The sequence below is a fragment of the Halomonas sp. genome (assembly GCF_052095695.1).
Classification (GTDB): domain Bacteria; phylum Pseudomonadota; class Gammaproteobacteria; order Pseudomonadales; family Halomonadaceae; genus Vreelandella.
Window position 1 is genome coordinate 14207 of sequence record NZ_JBQDLQ010000011.1, and the last position, 13816, is coordinate 28022.

Below are 13816 nucleotides of genomic sequence, written 5' to 3' on the forward strand. Positions count from 1 at the left end.
CATTTTGCGAGCCACCTTGATGGTCATCCGAAAACAGTCGTTGCGAAAATTTATCACGCTGCTCAGCCTCGCCACTGCTGTGAGCGCCGCGAGTGCAAATGCCTTTGCTGAATCACAGGCTGAAATTGAGGCACGCATTAATACTCTAAATACCGAACTGTATCAGCTTCGCCAGCAGCTTCAGCAAGTAAAAAGCCCCGAAGACGCAGCGCTTGGATTACCAGCGGAACCGCTGCCCCAGGAAGCCGCACTGGAAGATTTAAACGAGCGCCGCCAGCTTGAACAGGAGTCGAGCCGCAATCCGTTTTCGATTACAACGCACCATACCAACTACCTGTTCCCAGTCAGCTATAACGGCAACCAAAACCGCGAAAACTTCCGCAATATCTCGGAAGATGGCTCGGTGGATAGCGTGGAATTGAAATTCCAGTTCAGCGCCAAGGTTAATCTCGCCGAGCAGGTGTTTGGTGATCGTGGCGATGTCTTTTTTGGTTACACTCAGCGCAGCTGGTGGCAGGCCTATAACACAGAGGCGTCATCACCCTTTCGGGAAACCAACTACGAGCCCGAAATATTTGTCGACTTCGATAACACCTGGAGCGCGTTCGGATGGGTGAACACTCTCAATCGCGTTTCGTTTAATCATCAGTCTAACGGCCGCTCGGACCCACTTTCGCGTAGCTGGAACCGCGTCTATCTTGAAAGTACCTTTCAGAGCGGTGACTGGGCCTTCACCTTAGCGCCGCACTGGCGGATACCGGAGTCGCAAGAAGACGACGACAATCCGGACATCGAACGCTTTATGGGTTACGGCGACATCCGCTTAGCGAAACGTCTTAATAATAATCATGAAATGAGCGGCCTGCTGCGCGGCAATCCAAGTGCAGGCAACTATGGCACCCAAATTGATTATAGCTGGCCCGCGTTTAATACACTGAGGGCGCATGTGCAGTATTACTACGGCTATGGTGAAAGCCTGATAGATTATGACAACCGTGTTCATCGTCTGAGTATTGGTTTTAGCTTAAATCCATTATTTAGTGCGACAGGGTTGAAACGATAGCAGCATTTACTTGTCTCTTATGATGTGGCTGCTATGCTTACAGCAGCCTTAATCATTCACTCGTCAAAGGAAAGACACCATGGCTAAACGTCAACTCCCCTTCTCTTCTCAGTCAGATCAACTTAAAGACGACCTGCGTCATTTGAGTGAAACGGTTGAAGAACTTATGAACGCGACGGCAAAGGATGCCAGCGGTGAGATGAACGATCTTCGCTCACGTGCCGAGCGCCGCCTTAAAGATACTCGCGCTCGTTTGGAAGCCCGCGGTGAGCGTATCTATGATGAAACACGCGACTCACTGACTCATCAAGCCGATGCTTGCGATCGTTACGTCCATGACAACCCCTGGACAAGTATTGGTATTGGCGCAGCGGCAGGCCTAGTTGTGGGTATGCTGCTCGGTCGTCGCTAATGGCCTTGGGACCAACCCAACGCGTCTTCTCTGCCGCCAAACGCCTGCTGAACTCGCTTATTGCTAATAGCGAAACCCGCCTGCGTTTGGCGGTACTTGAACTAGAAGAAGAGCGCGCTCGCTTAGTGGTGTTGTTTCTTTTGACGGGGGCAAGTCTGGTTCTGCTGTTATTAGGCATTGCCACGCTTACGACACTAGTCGTCGTACTATTTTGGGACACCTATCGCTTAACGGCTATTGCCGTTAGTGCCGCCGTATTGATAGGCGCCAGCGTGCTATTTGCTGTTATTGCGATTCGCCAATCTAAGCGCCACTCGCTCTTGAAAGAAACGCTTAAACAGCTTACGGCTGATAGAGCACTGCTTGAGGAGCCAGGGGATGAAACCATCCGCAAAAACAGCTGAACCGCCTGCCGAGCCCTTGAGTCGCGCTCAGCGCAAAGCACAGTTACTTGCTGAGCTGGAACAACAGCGCGTGGACATCTTGATAGAAAGTGCATTTTTACAGCAGGCAACGTCACCGCTGGATAAAAGCTGGAAAAGCTTCAAGCTGCCGCTGTATTTCATCGGCGGCGTTGCTGCGCTAAAGCTGGTACGCCACCCAGGGGGCGCTCTGGCGGCAGGCAGGAAAGCTCTTGCGGGCTATATGCTGCTCAAAAAGCTAAAACTATTAGCCAAAGTGGCCACTTAAAACGATAGCGAGCAGCTGATCGGCGTGAACCGCTGCCAATGCTTCGTTAACTGACTGATAAACGAGACCTTGGCAGCGACTTTATCATTCGATGGCTTTGGTGCAGTTAATCTAGTCAGGCCCTAGCAAGATTGCCCACAGGCTACTCCACTGGCCCACGCCCACTGAAAGTTGTACCCCCCCAGTTCGCCCGTTACATCCAAGACTTCACCGATAAAACGCAGTTGCGGTAAGTCCTTAACTGCAAAGGTCTTTGACGACAGCTGATCGGTGTCAACCCCTCCCATTGTCACCTCTGCAGTACGCCATCCTTCGGTGCCAGATGGTTTTAATTGCCAGGCATTTAATCGTTGCGCCCACGCATCCAAGTCCTGATTGGAATAGTGAGCCAAGGGCCGTGCAGCAGCATCCTCGGGATACCACTCTAATAGTGCTTGGGCCAAGCGCTTAGGCAAGCGTTCGCCCAGCCATGTGGAAAGCTGACGTTTGGGGGTATGCTGGCGAGCATCGCGAAGGGTGCTTGCCGCGTTTTCTCTCGGGAGTAGATCAACACTAATGCCTTTCCCTGGCTGCCAAACACTGGATATCTGGAGCATCCCAGGACCGGATAAACCGCGGTGAGTAAATAACATGGGTTCTACAAAACAACGATCACCGGCACTTGCCGCTACCGGTACACTGACGCCTGACAGTTGAGCCGCGCGGTCTTTCCAGGTATCGCTGAGCGTAAAAGGCACGAGCCCTGGCCGTGTCGCTAAAACCTCTAAACCAAACTGGCGAGCTAAGTCGTAGCCAAACCCAGTCGCGCCCATGGTTGGAATCGAAAGCCCTCCGGTTGCCACCACGACCACCCCAGCATCAATCGCTCCCGCCGACGTGCTAAGCCGCATAGCATCGCCTTTTCGCTCTACGGCGCTAATGTGTGTACTCAACTGGATATCGACCCCTGCCCATTCGCACTCAGTTATCAGTGTGCGCACTATTTCTTTAGCCGAGACAGCGCAAAATAATTGGCCTGGTGCTTTCTCAACGTACTCCACGCCGTGTCGTTCTATCAACTCAACAAAGTGCTCAGGACGATAACGTTGAAGCGCCGAAATGCAAAAGTACGGATTTAACGAGTAAAAGTGCTGTGGTGTAGTGCCAAGATTGGTAAAGTTGCAACGGCCGCCGCCGGACATCAAGATCTTTTTACCCACTTTATTCGCATGATCTAGTACTAAGGTACGTTTGCCGGCATAGCCCGCTTGAGCAGCACACATCAATCCAGCCGCTCCAGCACCGATAACGACAACGTCATAAATCATAAGAAACTGCTCATAAAAGGGCCACTTAACTCTGTAAAAACAAACAGTCTAACAGGGTCATGCCTTAAAATTATCGACTAACACAGAGATAACTATGCATTTCCTCTTTCGCCGACGGCTATTTTCGCGACTCATACTAGTTACTCTCACTCTGTTGCTATCCAGTCTAACGTTTGCTCAATTACTGCCCTCTGTCATCGGCACGCGTGCAGTTATGACCACATGGTCTGATCCTTTTGAGGCGCTAGGAACGCTCAGTGCGGAGGAAAGTGTCGTGCTCTCCACCACGGTGACTGAGATCGTGGCCCAGATCAATTTTGAAGACGGTGAGCAGGTTGAAGAGGGACAGCTACTCATCCGCTTAGATGATACCGAAGAACAGGCTCAACTAAGATCCTCTCAGGCATTACGCGATGAAAGACGTAATGCCTCAAACCGCGCCTTTCAATTACAAGAACGTAACCTAGCGGCCAGAGCCGACGTTGAAGATAGCCAATCGAGGCTGCGCCAAGCAGAAGCCGATATTCAAGCCATAGAAGCCCAGCTGGCAAATTATCGGCTGCGCGCGCCCTTCAGCGGCCGCGTTGGGTTTCGCAATATCAGCATCGGCGCACTGGTAACACCAGGAATGGACTTGGTGACGCTCGATAAACTGGATGTAATGAAGCTCGACTTCAGTGTGCCGGAAGTGTTTCTTGGCCGAATATCCCCAGGCCTAATACTACATACCACCACCGCCACCTACCCTGACGATATTTTTAACGGCCAAATCGCCACCATTGGTACGCGCGTTGACCCCGTTACGCGTAGCGTTAATGTGCGAGCGTTACTCGACAACGCCGATGGCCGGCTGCGGCCAGGAATGTTAATGCAAGTTATTGTTCAGCAGCGAGTTCGCGACGCGGTGGTGATTCCTGAAGCCGCCATTGAGCCCAGCGGTGACCGCCACTCAATCATGCTTATCGAGCAAAGCGAAGATAGCACGCGCCTAGCTAAGCGAATTGTTTCGATTGGGGAAAGACGCTATGGCGAAGTAGAAATTTTGGAAGGCCTAGCCGCTGGCGAACTCGTGGTAGTTCACGGACTTCAGTTGGCCCGAGACGGCCAGGAGGCACGCCTGCTTGGTATCGTTGACGACCAAACTAGCATTCGAGCGCTGCTAGAGGCTGACCGCTAATGCGATTATCGGATATTTCCGTTCAGCGTCCGGTACTGGCAATGGTGATCGCAGCGCTCATTATTGCCTTTGGTTTAATGGCACTTAATCGCCTACCGCTACAAGAATATCCGACCATTGCCCCACCCGTGGTCACGATTGATACTCGCTATCCTGGCGCGTCCGCAAGCGTCGTTGAAACGCGCATAACCCAGGTGCTTGAAGACCGCATTGCCGGGGTGGAAGGCATTGATCTAATTACCTCGCAAAGCGAGGATGGCCGCTCTCGGATTGAAATAGAATTCTCGCTAGACATGCATATCGATGCCGCCGCCAATGATATCCGCGACCGCATTTCCGGGGCGCTACGCAACCTGCCCGATGATGCTGACAACCCCGAAGTCACCAAAGCCGACAGTAGCGAAGAAATCGTTGTGTGGATGAGCCTTTCTGGCGAAGACTACTCGATTACTGAACTGACCGACTACGCTAACCGCTTCTTGGTCGACAGCCTCTCCGTTCAGCCAGGCGTGGCACGCGTTCGTGTGGGTGGCGGCAGCGACTATGCCATGCGGGTGTGGCTTAATCGCAATGCGCTGGCCGCGCGAGGATTAACCGTCAGCGATATTGAAGATTCACTACGGGCAGAAAATGTCGAGCTGCCGGCAGGCTCGATTGAATCACAGGATCGTCAGTTTATTGTTCGCCTTCCACGCAGCTTTGAGAGTGCCGAAGACTTTCAGCGTCTAGCGCTCACTCAAGGTGACAATGGCTATCTTGTGCGCCTTGCTGACGTTGCGCGCGTTGAAGTTGGCGCCGTTGAAGATCGCACGGTATTCCGCTCCAACGGAGTTCCCATGGTAGGCCTTGGCATGATCATGCAATCGACAGCCAATGTCATTGAGCTATCGGATGCGGTAAAAATAGAGCTTGAACGCTTACAAGGCACTCTGCCAGAAGGCATGTCGCTGAGTTTAGATTACGACGCTTCGCTATTCGTCTCCGGTGCCATCGATCAGGTTGTCATGACGCTTTTTATTGCCATGGCCCTAGTTGTAGTCGTGATTTTTCTTTTTTTAGGTAATCTACGCACGACCTTGGTGCCCGCCGTCACCCTACCTATTGCGGTTATTGGGGCATTTACCGCCCTTGCCGCGATGAACTTCTCGATCAATCTACTCACCCTGCTTGCTCTGGTGCTGGCGATTGGCCTGATTGTAGATGATGCCATCGTGGTGCTTGAGAACATCAATCGCCGTATGCACGACTACGGTGAAACGCCCCTCGTCGCAGCCTTTCGCGGCACTCGGCAAATTGCCTTTGCGGTGATTGCCACCACGCTCGTACTGGTAGCCGTTTTCGTGCCCCTCAGCATGCTGCAAGGTGATATTGGGCGGCTGTTTTCCGAATTTGCGCTCACCATGGCCGCGGCGGTCGTGATCTCTACGCTATTAGCGCTGACGCTAACGCCAATGATGGCCTCAAAAATTCTTAAGCCCGGCATGCACGATAGCCGTATTGGTAAGTCGGTACAGTGTTTGCTTAACGGCACACAGCGCCGCTATAAAAAATCCTTGGAGTGGATGCTTAGGATGCGCTGGCTGGTCGTGACTATGTTTATCCTACTGATTGCCGCCACCGCTTGGCTCGCCACGGCGCTGCCGAATGAGTACACGCCACAAGAAGATCGCGGCAACTTCATCGTGTTAGTGAACGGACCCGAAGGCGCTACCTTCAGCTACATGATGGATTACATGGATGAAATAGAGGCCCGGCTGGCGCCACTGGTCGCCAGTGGTGAACTGGAACGCGTGGTAGTACGTGCCCCACGCGGCTACGGCAATATTGAGAACTTCAATAGCGGCTTTATTATTGTCAACATGGCCGACTGGGGAAGTCGACGCAGTGCGTGGGAAATTATGGCCGAGGTGCGCCAAACCCTCAGCACGCTGCCGGGCGTACAGGCCTTTCCGGTCATGCGCCAAGGCTTTGGGCAGCGCACTCAAAAACCGGTGCAGTTTGTGCTGGGAGGCGGTACTTACGAGCAGCTTGCCCGCTGGCGCGATACGCTGATCAACCACGTGCGTGAAAACAATCCGAACTTAATGGCGCTAGAGAGCAATTACAACGAAACACAGCCTCAGCTGCGCGTGGATATTAATTACCCGCGAGCCGCTGCGCTCGGCGTAACCGTCACTGAAATAGGCCGAACACTAGAAGTATTGCTGGGTGGGCGCAATGTCACCCGCTATGTTGACAATGGTGAAGAGTACGATGTGATCTTGGAGGGTGATCGCAGCAGCCAAAACAGCCCACGCGCGCTGGATAACATTCAGGTGCGCTCGGCACGCTCAGGCGCACTTATCCCGCTGGCCAGCCTTGTTACGCTCTCTGACTTTGCGGGCGCAAGCGCGTTGAATCGCTTTGACCGCATTCGATCAATCACCATTGAAGCCAACCTAGCCGACGGATATCCCTTGGGCGAGGCGCTAGCGTACCTGGAAGAAAGCGCTGCTGAGCTGCTGCCAGCCGAGGCGCAAACCAATGTGGCAGGCGCCTCGCGCGACTTCCAACAGGCCAGAGGCGCCACTGCCTTTCTGCTGATACTCGGTGCGCTGGTAGTCTTTTTAGTGTTAGCGGCGCAGTTTGAAAGCCTGATTCACCCGTTTGTAATCATGCTCACGGTGCCATTAGCCATGAGTGGCGCGTTGCTTGCCCTACTGCTAAGCGGCCAGTCGTTAAATATTTACAGCCAGGTGGGGCTAGTGTTGCTGATTGGCTTGGCGGCTAAAAACGGTATTTTAATTGTCGAGTTTGCCAACCAGCTCCGCGATGAAGGCGTTGCGTTTAGAGCGGCGCTAATTGAAGCTTCCGTGACGCGCCTGAGGCCTATTTTGATGACCGCAGTGACCACAATGGCCGGCGCTATTCCGCTGATAATTTCAACCGGGCCGGGCGCAGAATCGCGTCTTGTTATCGGCACCGTGATCATGGCGGGCGTAGGCTCTGCTACGCTGTTTACACTCTTTGTCGTTCCCGTGGCTTATGACCTGTTGGCACGCTATACAGGCTCGCCAGGGGCAGTCAAACGCCAGCTAGAGGATGAGATCGTCGGCACACCGCCCCCCCCTGAACTCAACTAGTCAGTTACAAAGCGAGCCGCTGGAACGTTAACAGGCGCCGAAAAAAGGGCGTCCCTTAACGGACCGCCCTTGATGCTAAGCACTTCAAGACTGAGGCACTTCAAGACTGAGGCACTTCAAGACTGATGGCACTTCAAGCCTGGCGGTTATTCACACTCACCGACATGCTCGCCTTCAATGACCGTATTCATGCTCAGCTCACCCATTGGAGACTGGGTAAGGATATCGACGTTGCCTTCAATCAGCTCGCCCATAAAACGCATTTCGCCATCAATCGTGGCTTCACCGCCTTCAGCACGGCATACCATGCTATACGTTAGACCATCGGCGTTCATATCTTGGTCAAGTAACTCACAGCCTTCTTCTTCTTCGATAAAGCCAAACTCTGAGCCTTCAAGCTCTTCTTGAGTAATGCACTGACGCTCGGTTTCCGTTTGATCCGGGATGTCCATTTCGCCACTAATACTGGTGGTGCTCACAAATTCCCACTCACCAGGCTTCACGTTGGGGGTCTCAGCCAATGCGACCATCGGAAAGGCCACCAGGGCCGCTACTGCCATGTTACGTAACATCATCGCTACTCTCACTGCGTTGCTTTAGGAACCTGCGAATATCCTACCTGATTCCATTCGTCGATGCCTCACCTAGCCATCAGACTGCTACACTTACGCGCTTTGATACATCCGCTTAAAAGGTAGTTAACGATGCATGACGATGCACTGATTAATTATGACTTACACTGCCCTTACTGCGATTCACCGCTGACCTTCGTAATTGATGTTTCTCAGGGTAGCCACGACACTTGGGAAGATTGTCATCAGTGCTGCTCACCTATCCAGCTGCAGATTATCGTCTCCCCTATGAATGGCGGACTTGAAAGCGTTGTGGCGGGCCGCGATGACGACGTTATGTAATGATAGCTAAGCCGCATCGCCCTGCTTAACGGCCTGTTTGCGTTTAGTTTCACTGCGCCGCATAAAGAACCACGCCAATAAGGTCGCAAGCGACACTACCAAAATAATCAACGTCGCCAGCGCATTAATCTTCGGCGACACGCCTAGACGCACCGATGAAAACACCACCATCGGTAGCGTGTTTGCCCCAGGGCCGGAGACAAAGCTGGCAATCACCAAATCATCGAGCGACAGCGTAAAGGCCAATAGCCAGCCTGCAGCCAGCGCAGGCGCAATAATCGGCAGCGTGATGAAAAAAAACGTTTTCAACGGCGGTGAGCCTAAATCCATGGCGGCTTCTTCAATTGAACGATCCACTTCTCGCAGCCGAGCGGCCACCACAACTGCCACATAGGCACTGCAAAAGGTCGTATGGGCAATCCAGATAGTCGCCATACCCCGATCGGCAGGCCATCCGGTAATCTGCGCCATTTGCACGAACAGCAACAGCAACGACAGACCGGTAATCACCTCCGGCATCACCAGCGGCGCGGTGACCATACTGGAAAGCGCCGTTTTACCTCTAAAGTGTCCATAGCGCGTCATTACAAAAGCCGCTACTGTGCCCAAGCAAACTGCCATACTCGCCGCGAAAAAGGCTATTTTCAGGCTTGTCCACACGGCCGACAAGATCTGCTGATCCCGAAACAGCTCGCCATACCATTTCGCTGAAAAGCCAGACCATACCGTGACGAGCTTGGATTCATTAAACGAATAGACGACCAGCACCACCATCGGCAGATAGAGAAACAGCAGCCCAAGCACTAGCATGACCGTCGAAAAGTTAATTCGCCGCACCAACCTCATTCCTCATGGCTCATTATGCAAACATCCACTATTCAAGTTCGCGCGACTGATAGCGATGGAACCAAACGATTGGCACCAACAGCAGCAATAACATGACAATGGCTAACGCCGAAGCGACAGGCCAATCCCGATTAAGGAAAAACTCTTCCCACAATACTTTGCCAATCATTAACGTATCGGGGCCGCCAAGCAGCTCAGGAATGACAAACTCGCCTACTGCCGGTATAAACACCAGCATTGAGCCTGCCACAATACCGCCCACCGAAAGCGGCAGGGTCACTTTGATGAAGGTATTCAGCTTACGCGAACCAAGGTCGGCGGCGGCTTCAAGCAGCGAGTTATCCATCCGCGTGAGATGAGCATACAGTGGCAACACCATAAACGGCAGGTAGGCATACACAATGCCGATAGTGACCGCAAACTGGGTATTCATCATGCGCAATGGCGATTCGATGAGCCCAAGCCCCATCAGCAAATTATTAATGAGACCGCTGTTACTTAAAATACCCATCCAGGCATAGACGCGAATCAAAAATGAGGTCCATGACGGTAGCATCACGAGCAGCAATAAAAGCAGTTGCCAGCGAGCTGACGCCCGCGACATTGCATAGGCCATCGGATAGCCAATCAGCAAGCAGGCAGCTGTGGATATAAAAGCGGTTTTTACTGAGCCCCAATAAGCAGCAATATACAGCGAATCGGAGGACAGAAAAATATAATTACCCACATTCAGAAATACATGCAGGGTCTGATCAGCGTATGCCAGTAACGGGCCATACGGTGGAATGGCCACCGCCGCGTCAGACAGACTGATTTTGAGCACCAGCGCAAAAGGCAGTAAGAAAAACAGTGCCAACCAAACTAGCGGCAACGCAATCACCGCCCGACGCCCCAGCTGCCAGCGTTTGAGCAGCACTGAAGAACGAGATGGCTTCATTTAGGCAATCCCCTCGCAGTTAAAAAGGCGCCCATCTAGCGATTCAACACAATAATGCTGTGGTCTTCCCAGTAGACATACACGCGGTCTTCCCAGGTAGGCCGATCACCGTGACGCTCGGTATTAGCCATACTGACCTTGATCATCTGGCCGGAAGGTGTGCGCACGTAATACAGCGAGAACCCACCTAGGTAAGCAATATCGTCCACCCTACCTTCTGCCCAGTTATATTCCGTCGTAGGCTTTTCACGCGTTAACCAAATTTTTTCAGGGCGCAGTGCAACCCACACGCGCCGGTCCATCGCCTGGGTGGTAATACCATGATCGATATAAATAGGCCGCTCGAGCGCGGGGGCAGTAATTCGGCAATGATCGGCGGCATCTTCGATGATTTCGCCTTCAAAGACATTCACCGTGCCGACGAATTCAGCCACCATGCGGCTAACCGGACTTTCATAAATATCCACCGGAGAGCCCACTTGCTCAATCCAACCATCGGCCATAATCGCTACGCGATCCGCCATGGTCATGGCCTCTTCTTGGTCGTGAGTCACCATAATGCAGGTAACGCCTACCTGCTCGATAATCTCGACGACCTCTAGCTGCATCTCAGTACGCAGCTTTTTATCCAGTGCGCCCATGGGCTCATCTAGCAATAAAATTTTGGGCCGTTTAGCCAGCGAGCGCGCCAACGCCACCCGCTGACGCTGACCACCCGACAAATGGTGTGGCTTGCGCTTGGCAAAGCGCTCCATATGCACCAGCTTTAGCATTTGCGCTACGCGGACATCAATATCCGCTTTAGAAAGCTTGTCCTGCTTCAAACCAAAAGCGATGTTTTGCGCTACCGTCATATGCGGAAACAGTGCATAAGACTGAAACATCATGTTAATAGGCCGCTTGTGCGGCGGCATCGCGGTGATATTGTCACCGTCTAATAAAATGCGGCCTTCGGTAGGTGTCTCAAAACCTGCGAGCATTCGCAGCAGCGTTGATTTACCCGACCCAGAACCACCTAGTAGCGCGAAAATTTCACCGCGTTTAACCTGCAAATTGACATCATCCACCGCCAGCGCATCATCAAAGCGCTTGCTTAAGCGTTTAACTTCCAGCACGACATCTTCAGCAAATCGCGGGGTCTTGCCCTGGGCGCGTGGTGCCGTCGTGCTGATAGATGCGGTGGATGAAGCCTCGTTCGACAGGGGCGTAGTGACCATTCGCCACTCCCATCAAAAAGCCCGAAAACCCGAGCGTTTAAAGACAAACAGCGAGACAAGCACGATGCTTGTCTCGCCGCCAGACGATGCAATTATTAATGACCTGATTTAACGCGGTTCCAGGTGCGCGTCAGGACGCGCTGAACGTTTTGCGGCTTTTCCAAGGGTACAAATGAATTCTGTAACACCTCGGCTTCCGGATAGATAGCCGGATCATTAATGATCTCGTCAGAGAGATAGTCATTCGCCGCCAAGTTTGGGTTGGCGTAGCGAACGTATTCAGTAATTTCAGCCGCTATCTCGGGGTCAAGAATAAAGTTGATAAATGCGTGCGCGTTCTCAGCATTGGGTGCGTCAGCAGGTATCGCCATCATGTCAAACCACAGCTCAGAGCCTTCCTTGGGAATGCTATAAGCGACCGTGAAATCACGCCCCGCCTCTTGTGCTCGCTCGGCGGCCTGAAAGATATCGCCCGAATAGCCAGCTGCAACGCAAATATCGCCATTCGCTAGATCGGCAATGTAACGTGAGGAATGAAAGTAGGTAATGTCGTCGCGAATGCCGGTTATCACCTCGCCTGCGGCTTCCAGGTCGTCGCTAGCATTACTTTGTGGGTCGAGCCCCAGGTAGGACAGCGCTGCTGGCAGCATTTCGATACCAGAATCCATTAGCGAGATACCGCAGCCCGCAGCACTCAGCGCAGCGGTAATTTCTGGATCAAACAAAAGCGCCCAGCTGTCGACAGGGGTTTCTTCGCCAAGAATTTCTTCGACACGATCGACGTTATAGCCGATACCGTTGGTTCCCCACATATAAGGGACGGCATACTCATTCGTTCCGTCGACGCTTCCCAGATTAGCCATCAAATCTGGATCAAGGTTACCAAGGTTGCTCAACAGCTCATGGTCAAGGGGCTGATAAACGCCCGCACTCAACTGGCGTGTAAAATATTGGCTAGAAGGCACCACCACATCATAGCCAGAACGGCCAGCAAGCAAGGCGGCATCAAGCGTTTCGTTACTATCGTAAACATCATAGGTCACGTCAATGCCGGTGCGCTCGGTAAATTTTTCAAGCGTTTCCGGAGCAATGTAATCTGACCAGTTAAACACCCGCACTTCATTGGCGTAGGTAGTGCTAGCCGCTGCGACGAACGAGATGGCCGCAACGGCCGCGGAAAGTTTGTGAATGTTCCCCATATGACTGCTCCTATTATCTATATCCATCTAGCTACGCGATCTTTTCAACACGATTCTAAGCGATTATTGTGCCATGTATTCCCGCTGGCGAGCTGTCTTCTACTCAGACAGCGTAGGCCATAATTCTGGCCGTGCGAATTTTGCGGTGCGTGAGCCCCTATCGCAAGACAATGTGAAAAATTCTTGTATTTCGCACCATTGACCCCACTTAACAACAGTACGGTGGCACTGACCAACCAATAAATAGCTAAATACTATCAACCAGATGGCTATTCTTAATTTTATTCATTAGTGGTTAGTCCTTAGTATAATCATCACTTCTCAACCATTCGTTCATCAATCGCGGAGATTACCTGAATGTCTTTAATCAACACTGAAGTTAAGCCATTTAAAGCAACAGCTTATGTTAACGGCGAATTTGTCGATGTGACTGAAGCCGATATGCAAGGCCAATGGTCTATCTTTTTCTTCTACCCCGCTGACTTCACCTTTGTATGCCCAACCGAGCTTGGTGATCTAGCCGATCACTACGCTGAGTTCAAAAAGCTGGGCGTTGAAATCTACAGTGTTTCTACTGACACTCATTTCACGCACAAAGCATGGCACGACAGCTCTGACACCATCGGCAAGCTGCAGTACCCCATGATTGCTGATCCGACGCTGCGCATTTCACGCAACTTTGAGGTACTGATCGAAGACGCTGGCCTTGCTGAGCGCGGTACCTTTGTTGTCGATCCTGACGGCAAAATCCAGATTGTCGAAATCAATGCCGGCAACATTGGCCGTAATGCCGAAGAGCTACTGCGTAAAGTGAAAGCCGCTCAGTACGTTCGCGCTAACCCGAACGAAGTTTGCCCGGCTAAATGGAAAGAAGGCGAAGAAACGCTGGCGCCTTCTTTGGATCTGGTAGGCAAAATCTAAACCGCCTATCG

14 protein-coding genes are annotated in these 13816 nt (G+C 52.3%); 8 read left to right on the forward strand and 6 right to left on the reverse strand.

Annotated features, from left to right (window positions below):
- The first annotated feature begins 19 nt into the window (after positions 1-19).
- The 4 genes from ACTH5D_RS03585 (at position 20) to ACTH5D_RS03600 (ending at position 2165) form a co-directional block, all read left to right on the forward strand.
- Positions 20-1063: a phospholipase A gene (locus ACTH5D_RS03585; RefSeq protein WP_441668463.1), complete on the forward strand. Its 1044-nt coding sequence runs from the start codon at positions 20-22 to the stop codon at positions 1061-1063.
- Between the two features lie 79 nt (positions 1064-1142).
- The gene (locus ACTH5D_RS03590; RefSeq protein WP_441668465.1) at positions 1143-1475 is read left to right on the forward strand and encodes a DUF883 family protein; all 333 of its coding nucleotides are present in this window, start codon (positions 1143-1145) and stop codon (positions 1473-1475) included.
- The gene (locus tag ACTH5D_RS03595) at positions 1475-1879 is read left to right on the forward strand and encodes a phage holin family protein (protein WP_441668467.1); all 405 of its coding nucleotides are present in this window, start codon (positions 1475-1477) and stop codon (positions 1877-1879) included. Before ACTH5D_RS03590 ends, ACTH5D_RS03595 begins: the two co-directional genes overlap by 1 nt.
- On the forward strand, positions 1854-2165 hold the full coding sequence (locus tag ACTH5D_RS03600) for a YqjK family protein (RefSeq protein ID WP_441668469.1): 312 nt from the start codon (positions 1854-1856) through the stop codon (positions 2163-2165). Before ACTH5D_RS03595 ends, ACTH5D_RS03600 begins: the two co-directional genes overlap by 26 nt.
- Before the next feature lie 122 nt (positions 2166-2287).
- Here the strand turns inward: ACTH5D_RS03600 and ACTH5D_RS03605 are convergent, their stop codons facing one another.
- On the reverse strand, positions 2288-3472 hold the full coding sequence (locus ACTH5D_RS03605) for an NAD(P)/FAD-dependent oxidoreductase (protein WP_441668471.1): 1185 nt from the start codon (positions 3470-3472) through the stop codon (positions 2288-2290).
- A 94-nt stretch (positions 3473-3566) separates the two neighbouring features.
- Between ACTH5D_RS03605 and ACTH5D_RS03610 the strand changes: the two genes are divergently transcribed.
- Both ACTH5D_RS03610 and ACTH5D_RS03615 read left to right on the forward strand, forming a co-directional pair.
- On the forward strand, positions 3567-4649 hold the full coding sequence (locus ACTH5D_RS03610; protein WP_441668473.1) for an efflux RND transporter periplasmic adaptor subunit: 1083 nt from the start codon (positions 3567-3569) through the stop codon (positions 4647-4649).
- Positions 4649-7771, forward strand: a complete 3123-nt coding sequence (locus ACTH5D_RS03615; RefSeq protein WP_441668475.1) for an efflux RND transporter permease subunit — start codon at positions 4649-4651, stop codon at positions 7769-7771. The genes ACTH5D_RS03610 and ACTH5D_RS03615 overlap by 1 nt, the downstream gene beginning before the upstream one ends.
- A 146-nt stretch (positions 7772-7917) precedes the next feature.
- Here ACTH5D_RS03615 and ACTH5D_RS03620 read toward each other — a convergent pair whose 3' ends face one another.
- The gene (locus tag ACTH5D_RS03620) at positions 7918-8346 is read right to left on the reverse strand and encodes a DUF3617 domain-containing protein (RefSeq protein WP_441668477.1); all 429 of its coding nucleotides are present in this window, start codon (positions 8344-8346) and stop codon (positions 7918-7920) included.
- A gap of 129 nt (positions 8347-8475) precedes the next feature.
- Here ACTH5D_RS03620 and ACTH5D_RS03625 point away from each other — a divergent pair, with 129 nt between their 5' ends.
- Complete coding sequence (locus ACTH5D_RS03625) at positions 8476-8685, forward strand: CPXCG motif-containing cysteine-rich protein (protein WP_441668479.1); 210 nt, start codon at positions 8476-8478, stop codon at positions 8683-8685.
- Between the two features lie 6 nt (positions 8686-8691).
- On the opposite strand, the gene ACTH5D_RS03630 is transcribed toward ACTH5D_RS03625, so the two are convergent.
- The 4 genes from ACTH5D_RS03630 to ACTH5D_RS03645 all read right to left on the reverse strand — a co-directional run bounded on the left by ACTH5D_RS03630 (position 8692) and on the right by ACTH5D_RS03645 (position 12884).
- On the reverse strand, positions 8692-9531 hold the full coding sequence (locus ACTH5D_RS03630; RefSeq protein ID WP_441668481.1) for an ABC transporter permease subunit: 840 nt from the start codon (positions 9529-9531) through the stop codon (positions 8692-8694).
- A gap of 28 nt (positions 9532-9559) precedes the next feature.
- Positions 9560-10468, reverse strand: coding sequence for an ABC transporter permease subunit (locus ACTH5D_RS03635; RefSeq protein ID WP_441668483.1), 909 nt, complete (start codon positions 10466-10468; stop codon positions 9560-9562).
- 35 nt (positions 10469-10503) lie between these two features.
- Positions 10504-11685 (reverse strand): ABC transporter ATP-binding protein, encoded by a 1182-nt coding sequence (locus ACTH5D_RS03640; RefSeq protein WP_441668485.1) that lies wholly within the window; start codon positions 11683-11685, stop codon positions 10504-10506.
- 95 nt (positions 11686-11780) lie between these two features.
- A complete protein-coding gene (locus tag ACTH5D_RS03645; RefSeq protein WP_441668487.1) occupies positions 11781-12884 on the reverse strand; it encodes a polyamine ABC transporter substrate-binding protein in 1104 nt (367 codons plus the stop codon).
- A 357-nt stretch (positions 12885-13241) separates the two neighbouring features.
- Between ACTH5D_RS03645 and ahpC the strand changes: the two genes are divergently transcribed.
- A complete protein-coding gene (ahpC, locus tag ACTH5D_RS03650; protein ID WP_235039814.1) occupies positions 13242-13805 on the forward strand; it encodes an alkyl hydroperoxide reductase subunit C in 564 nt (187 codons plus the stop codon).
- The last annotated feature ends 11 nt before the right edge of the window (positions 13806-13816 follow it).

What these genes read in the sequence shown, in the direction of transcription:
- ACTH5D_RS03585 (WP_441668463.1), top strand. Translation starts at nt 20, where the DNA reads ATGGTCATCCGAAAACAGTCGTTGCGAAAATTTATCACGCTGCTCAGC.
- ACTH5D_RS03590 (WP_441668465.1), top strand. Translation starts at nt 1,143, where the DNA reads ATGGCTAAACGTCAACTCCCCTTCTCTTCTCAGTCAGATCAACTTAAA.
- ACTH5D_RS03595 (WP_441668467.1), top strand. Translation starts at nt 1,475, where the DNA reads ATGGCCTTGGGACCAACCCAACGCGTCTTCTCTGCCGCCAAACGCCTG.
- ACTH5D_RS03600 (WP_441668469.1), top strand. Translation starts at nt 1,854, where the DNA reads ATGAAACCATCCGCAAAAACAGCTGAACCGCCTGCCGAGCCCTTGAGT.
- ACTH5D_RS03605 (WP_441668471.1), bottom strand. Translation starts at nt 3,472, where the DNA reads ATGATTTATGACGTTGTCGTTATCGGTGCTGGAGCGGCTGGATTGATG.
- ACTH5D_RS03610 (WP_441668473.1), top strand. Translation starts at nt 3,567, where the DNA reads ATGCATTTCCTCTTTCGCCGACGGCTATTTTCGCGACTCATACTAGTT.
- ACTH5D_RS03615 (WP_441668475.1), top strand. Translation starts at nt 4,649, where the DNA reads ATGCGATTATCGGATATTTCCGTTCAGCGTCCGGTACTGGCAATGGTG.
- ACTH5D_RS03620 (WP_441668477.1), bottom strand. Translation starts at nt 8,346, where the DNA reads ATGATGTTACGTAACATGGCAGTAGCGGCCCTGGTGGCCTTTCCGATG.
- ACTH5D_RS03625 (WP_441668479.1), top strand. Translation starts at nt 8,476, where the DNA reads ATGCATGACGATGCACTGATTAATTATGACTTACACTGCCCTTACTGC.
- ACTH5D_RS03630 (WP_441668481.1), bottom strand. Translation starts at nt 9,531, where the DNA reads ATGAGGTTGGTGCGGCGAATTAACTTTTCGACGGTCATGCTAGTGCTT.
- ACTH5D_RS03635 (WP_441668483.1), bottom strand. Translation starts at nt 10,468, where the DNA reads ATGAAGCCATCTCGTTCTTCAGTGCTGCTCAAACGCTGGCAGCTGGGG.
- ACTH5D_RS03640 (WP_441668485.1), bottom strand. Translation starts at nt 11,685, where the DNA reads ATGGTCACTACGCCCCTGTCGAACGAGGCTTCATCCACCGCATCTATC.
- ACTH5D_RS03645 (WP_441668487.1), bottom strand. Translation starts at nt 12,884, where the DNA reads ATGGGGAACATTCACAAACTTTCCGCGGCCGTTGCGGCCATCTCGTTC.
- ahpC (WP_235039814.1), top strand. Translation starts at nt 13,242, where the DNA reads ATGTCTTTAATCAACACTGAAGTTAAGCCATTTAAAGCAACAGCTTAT.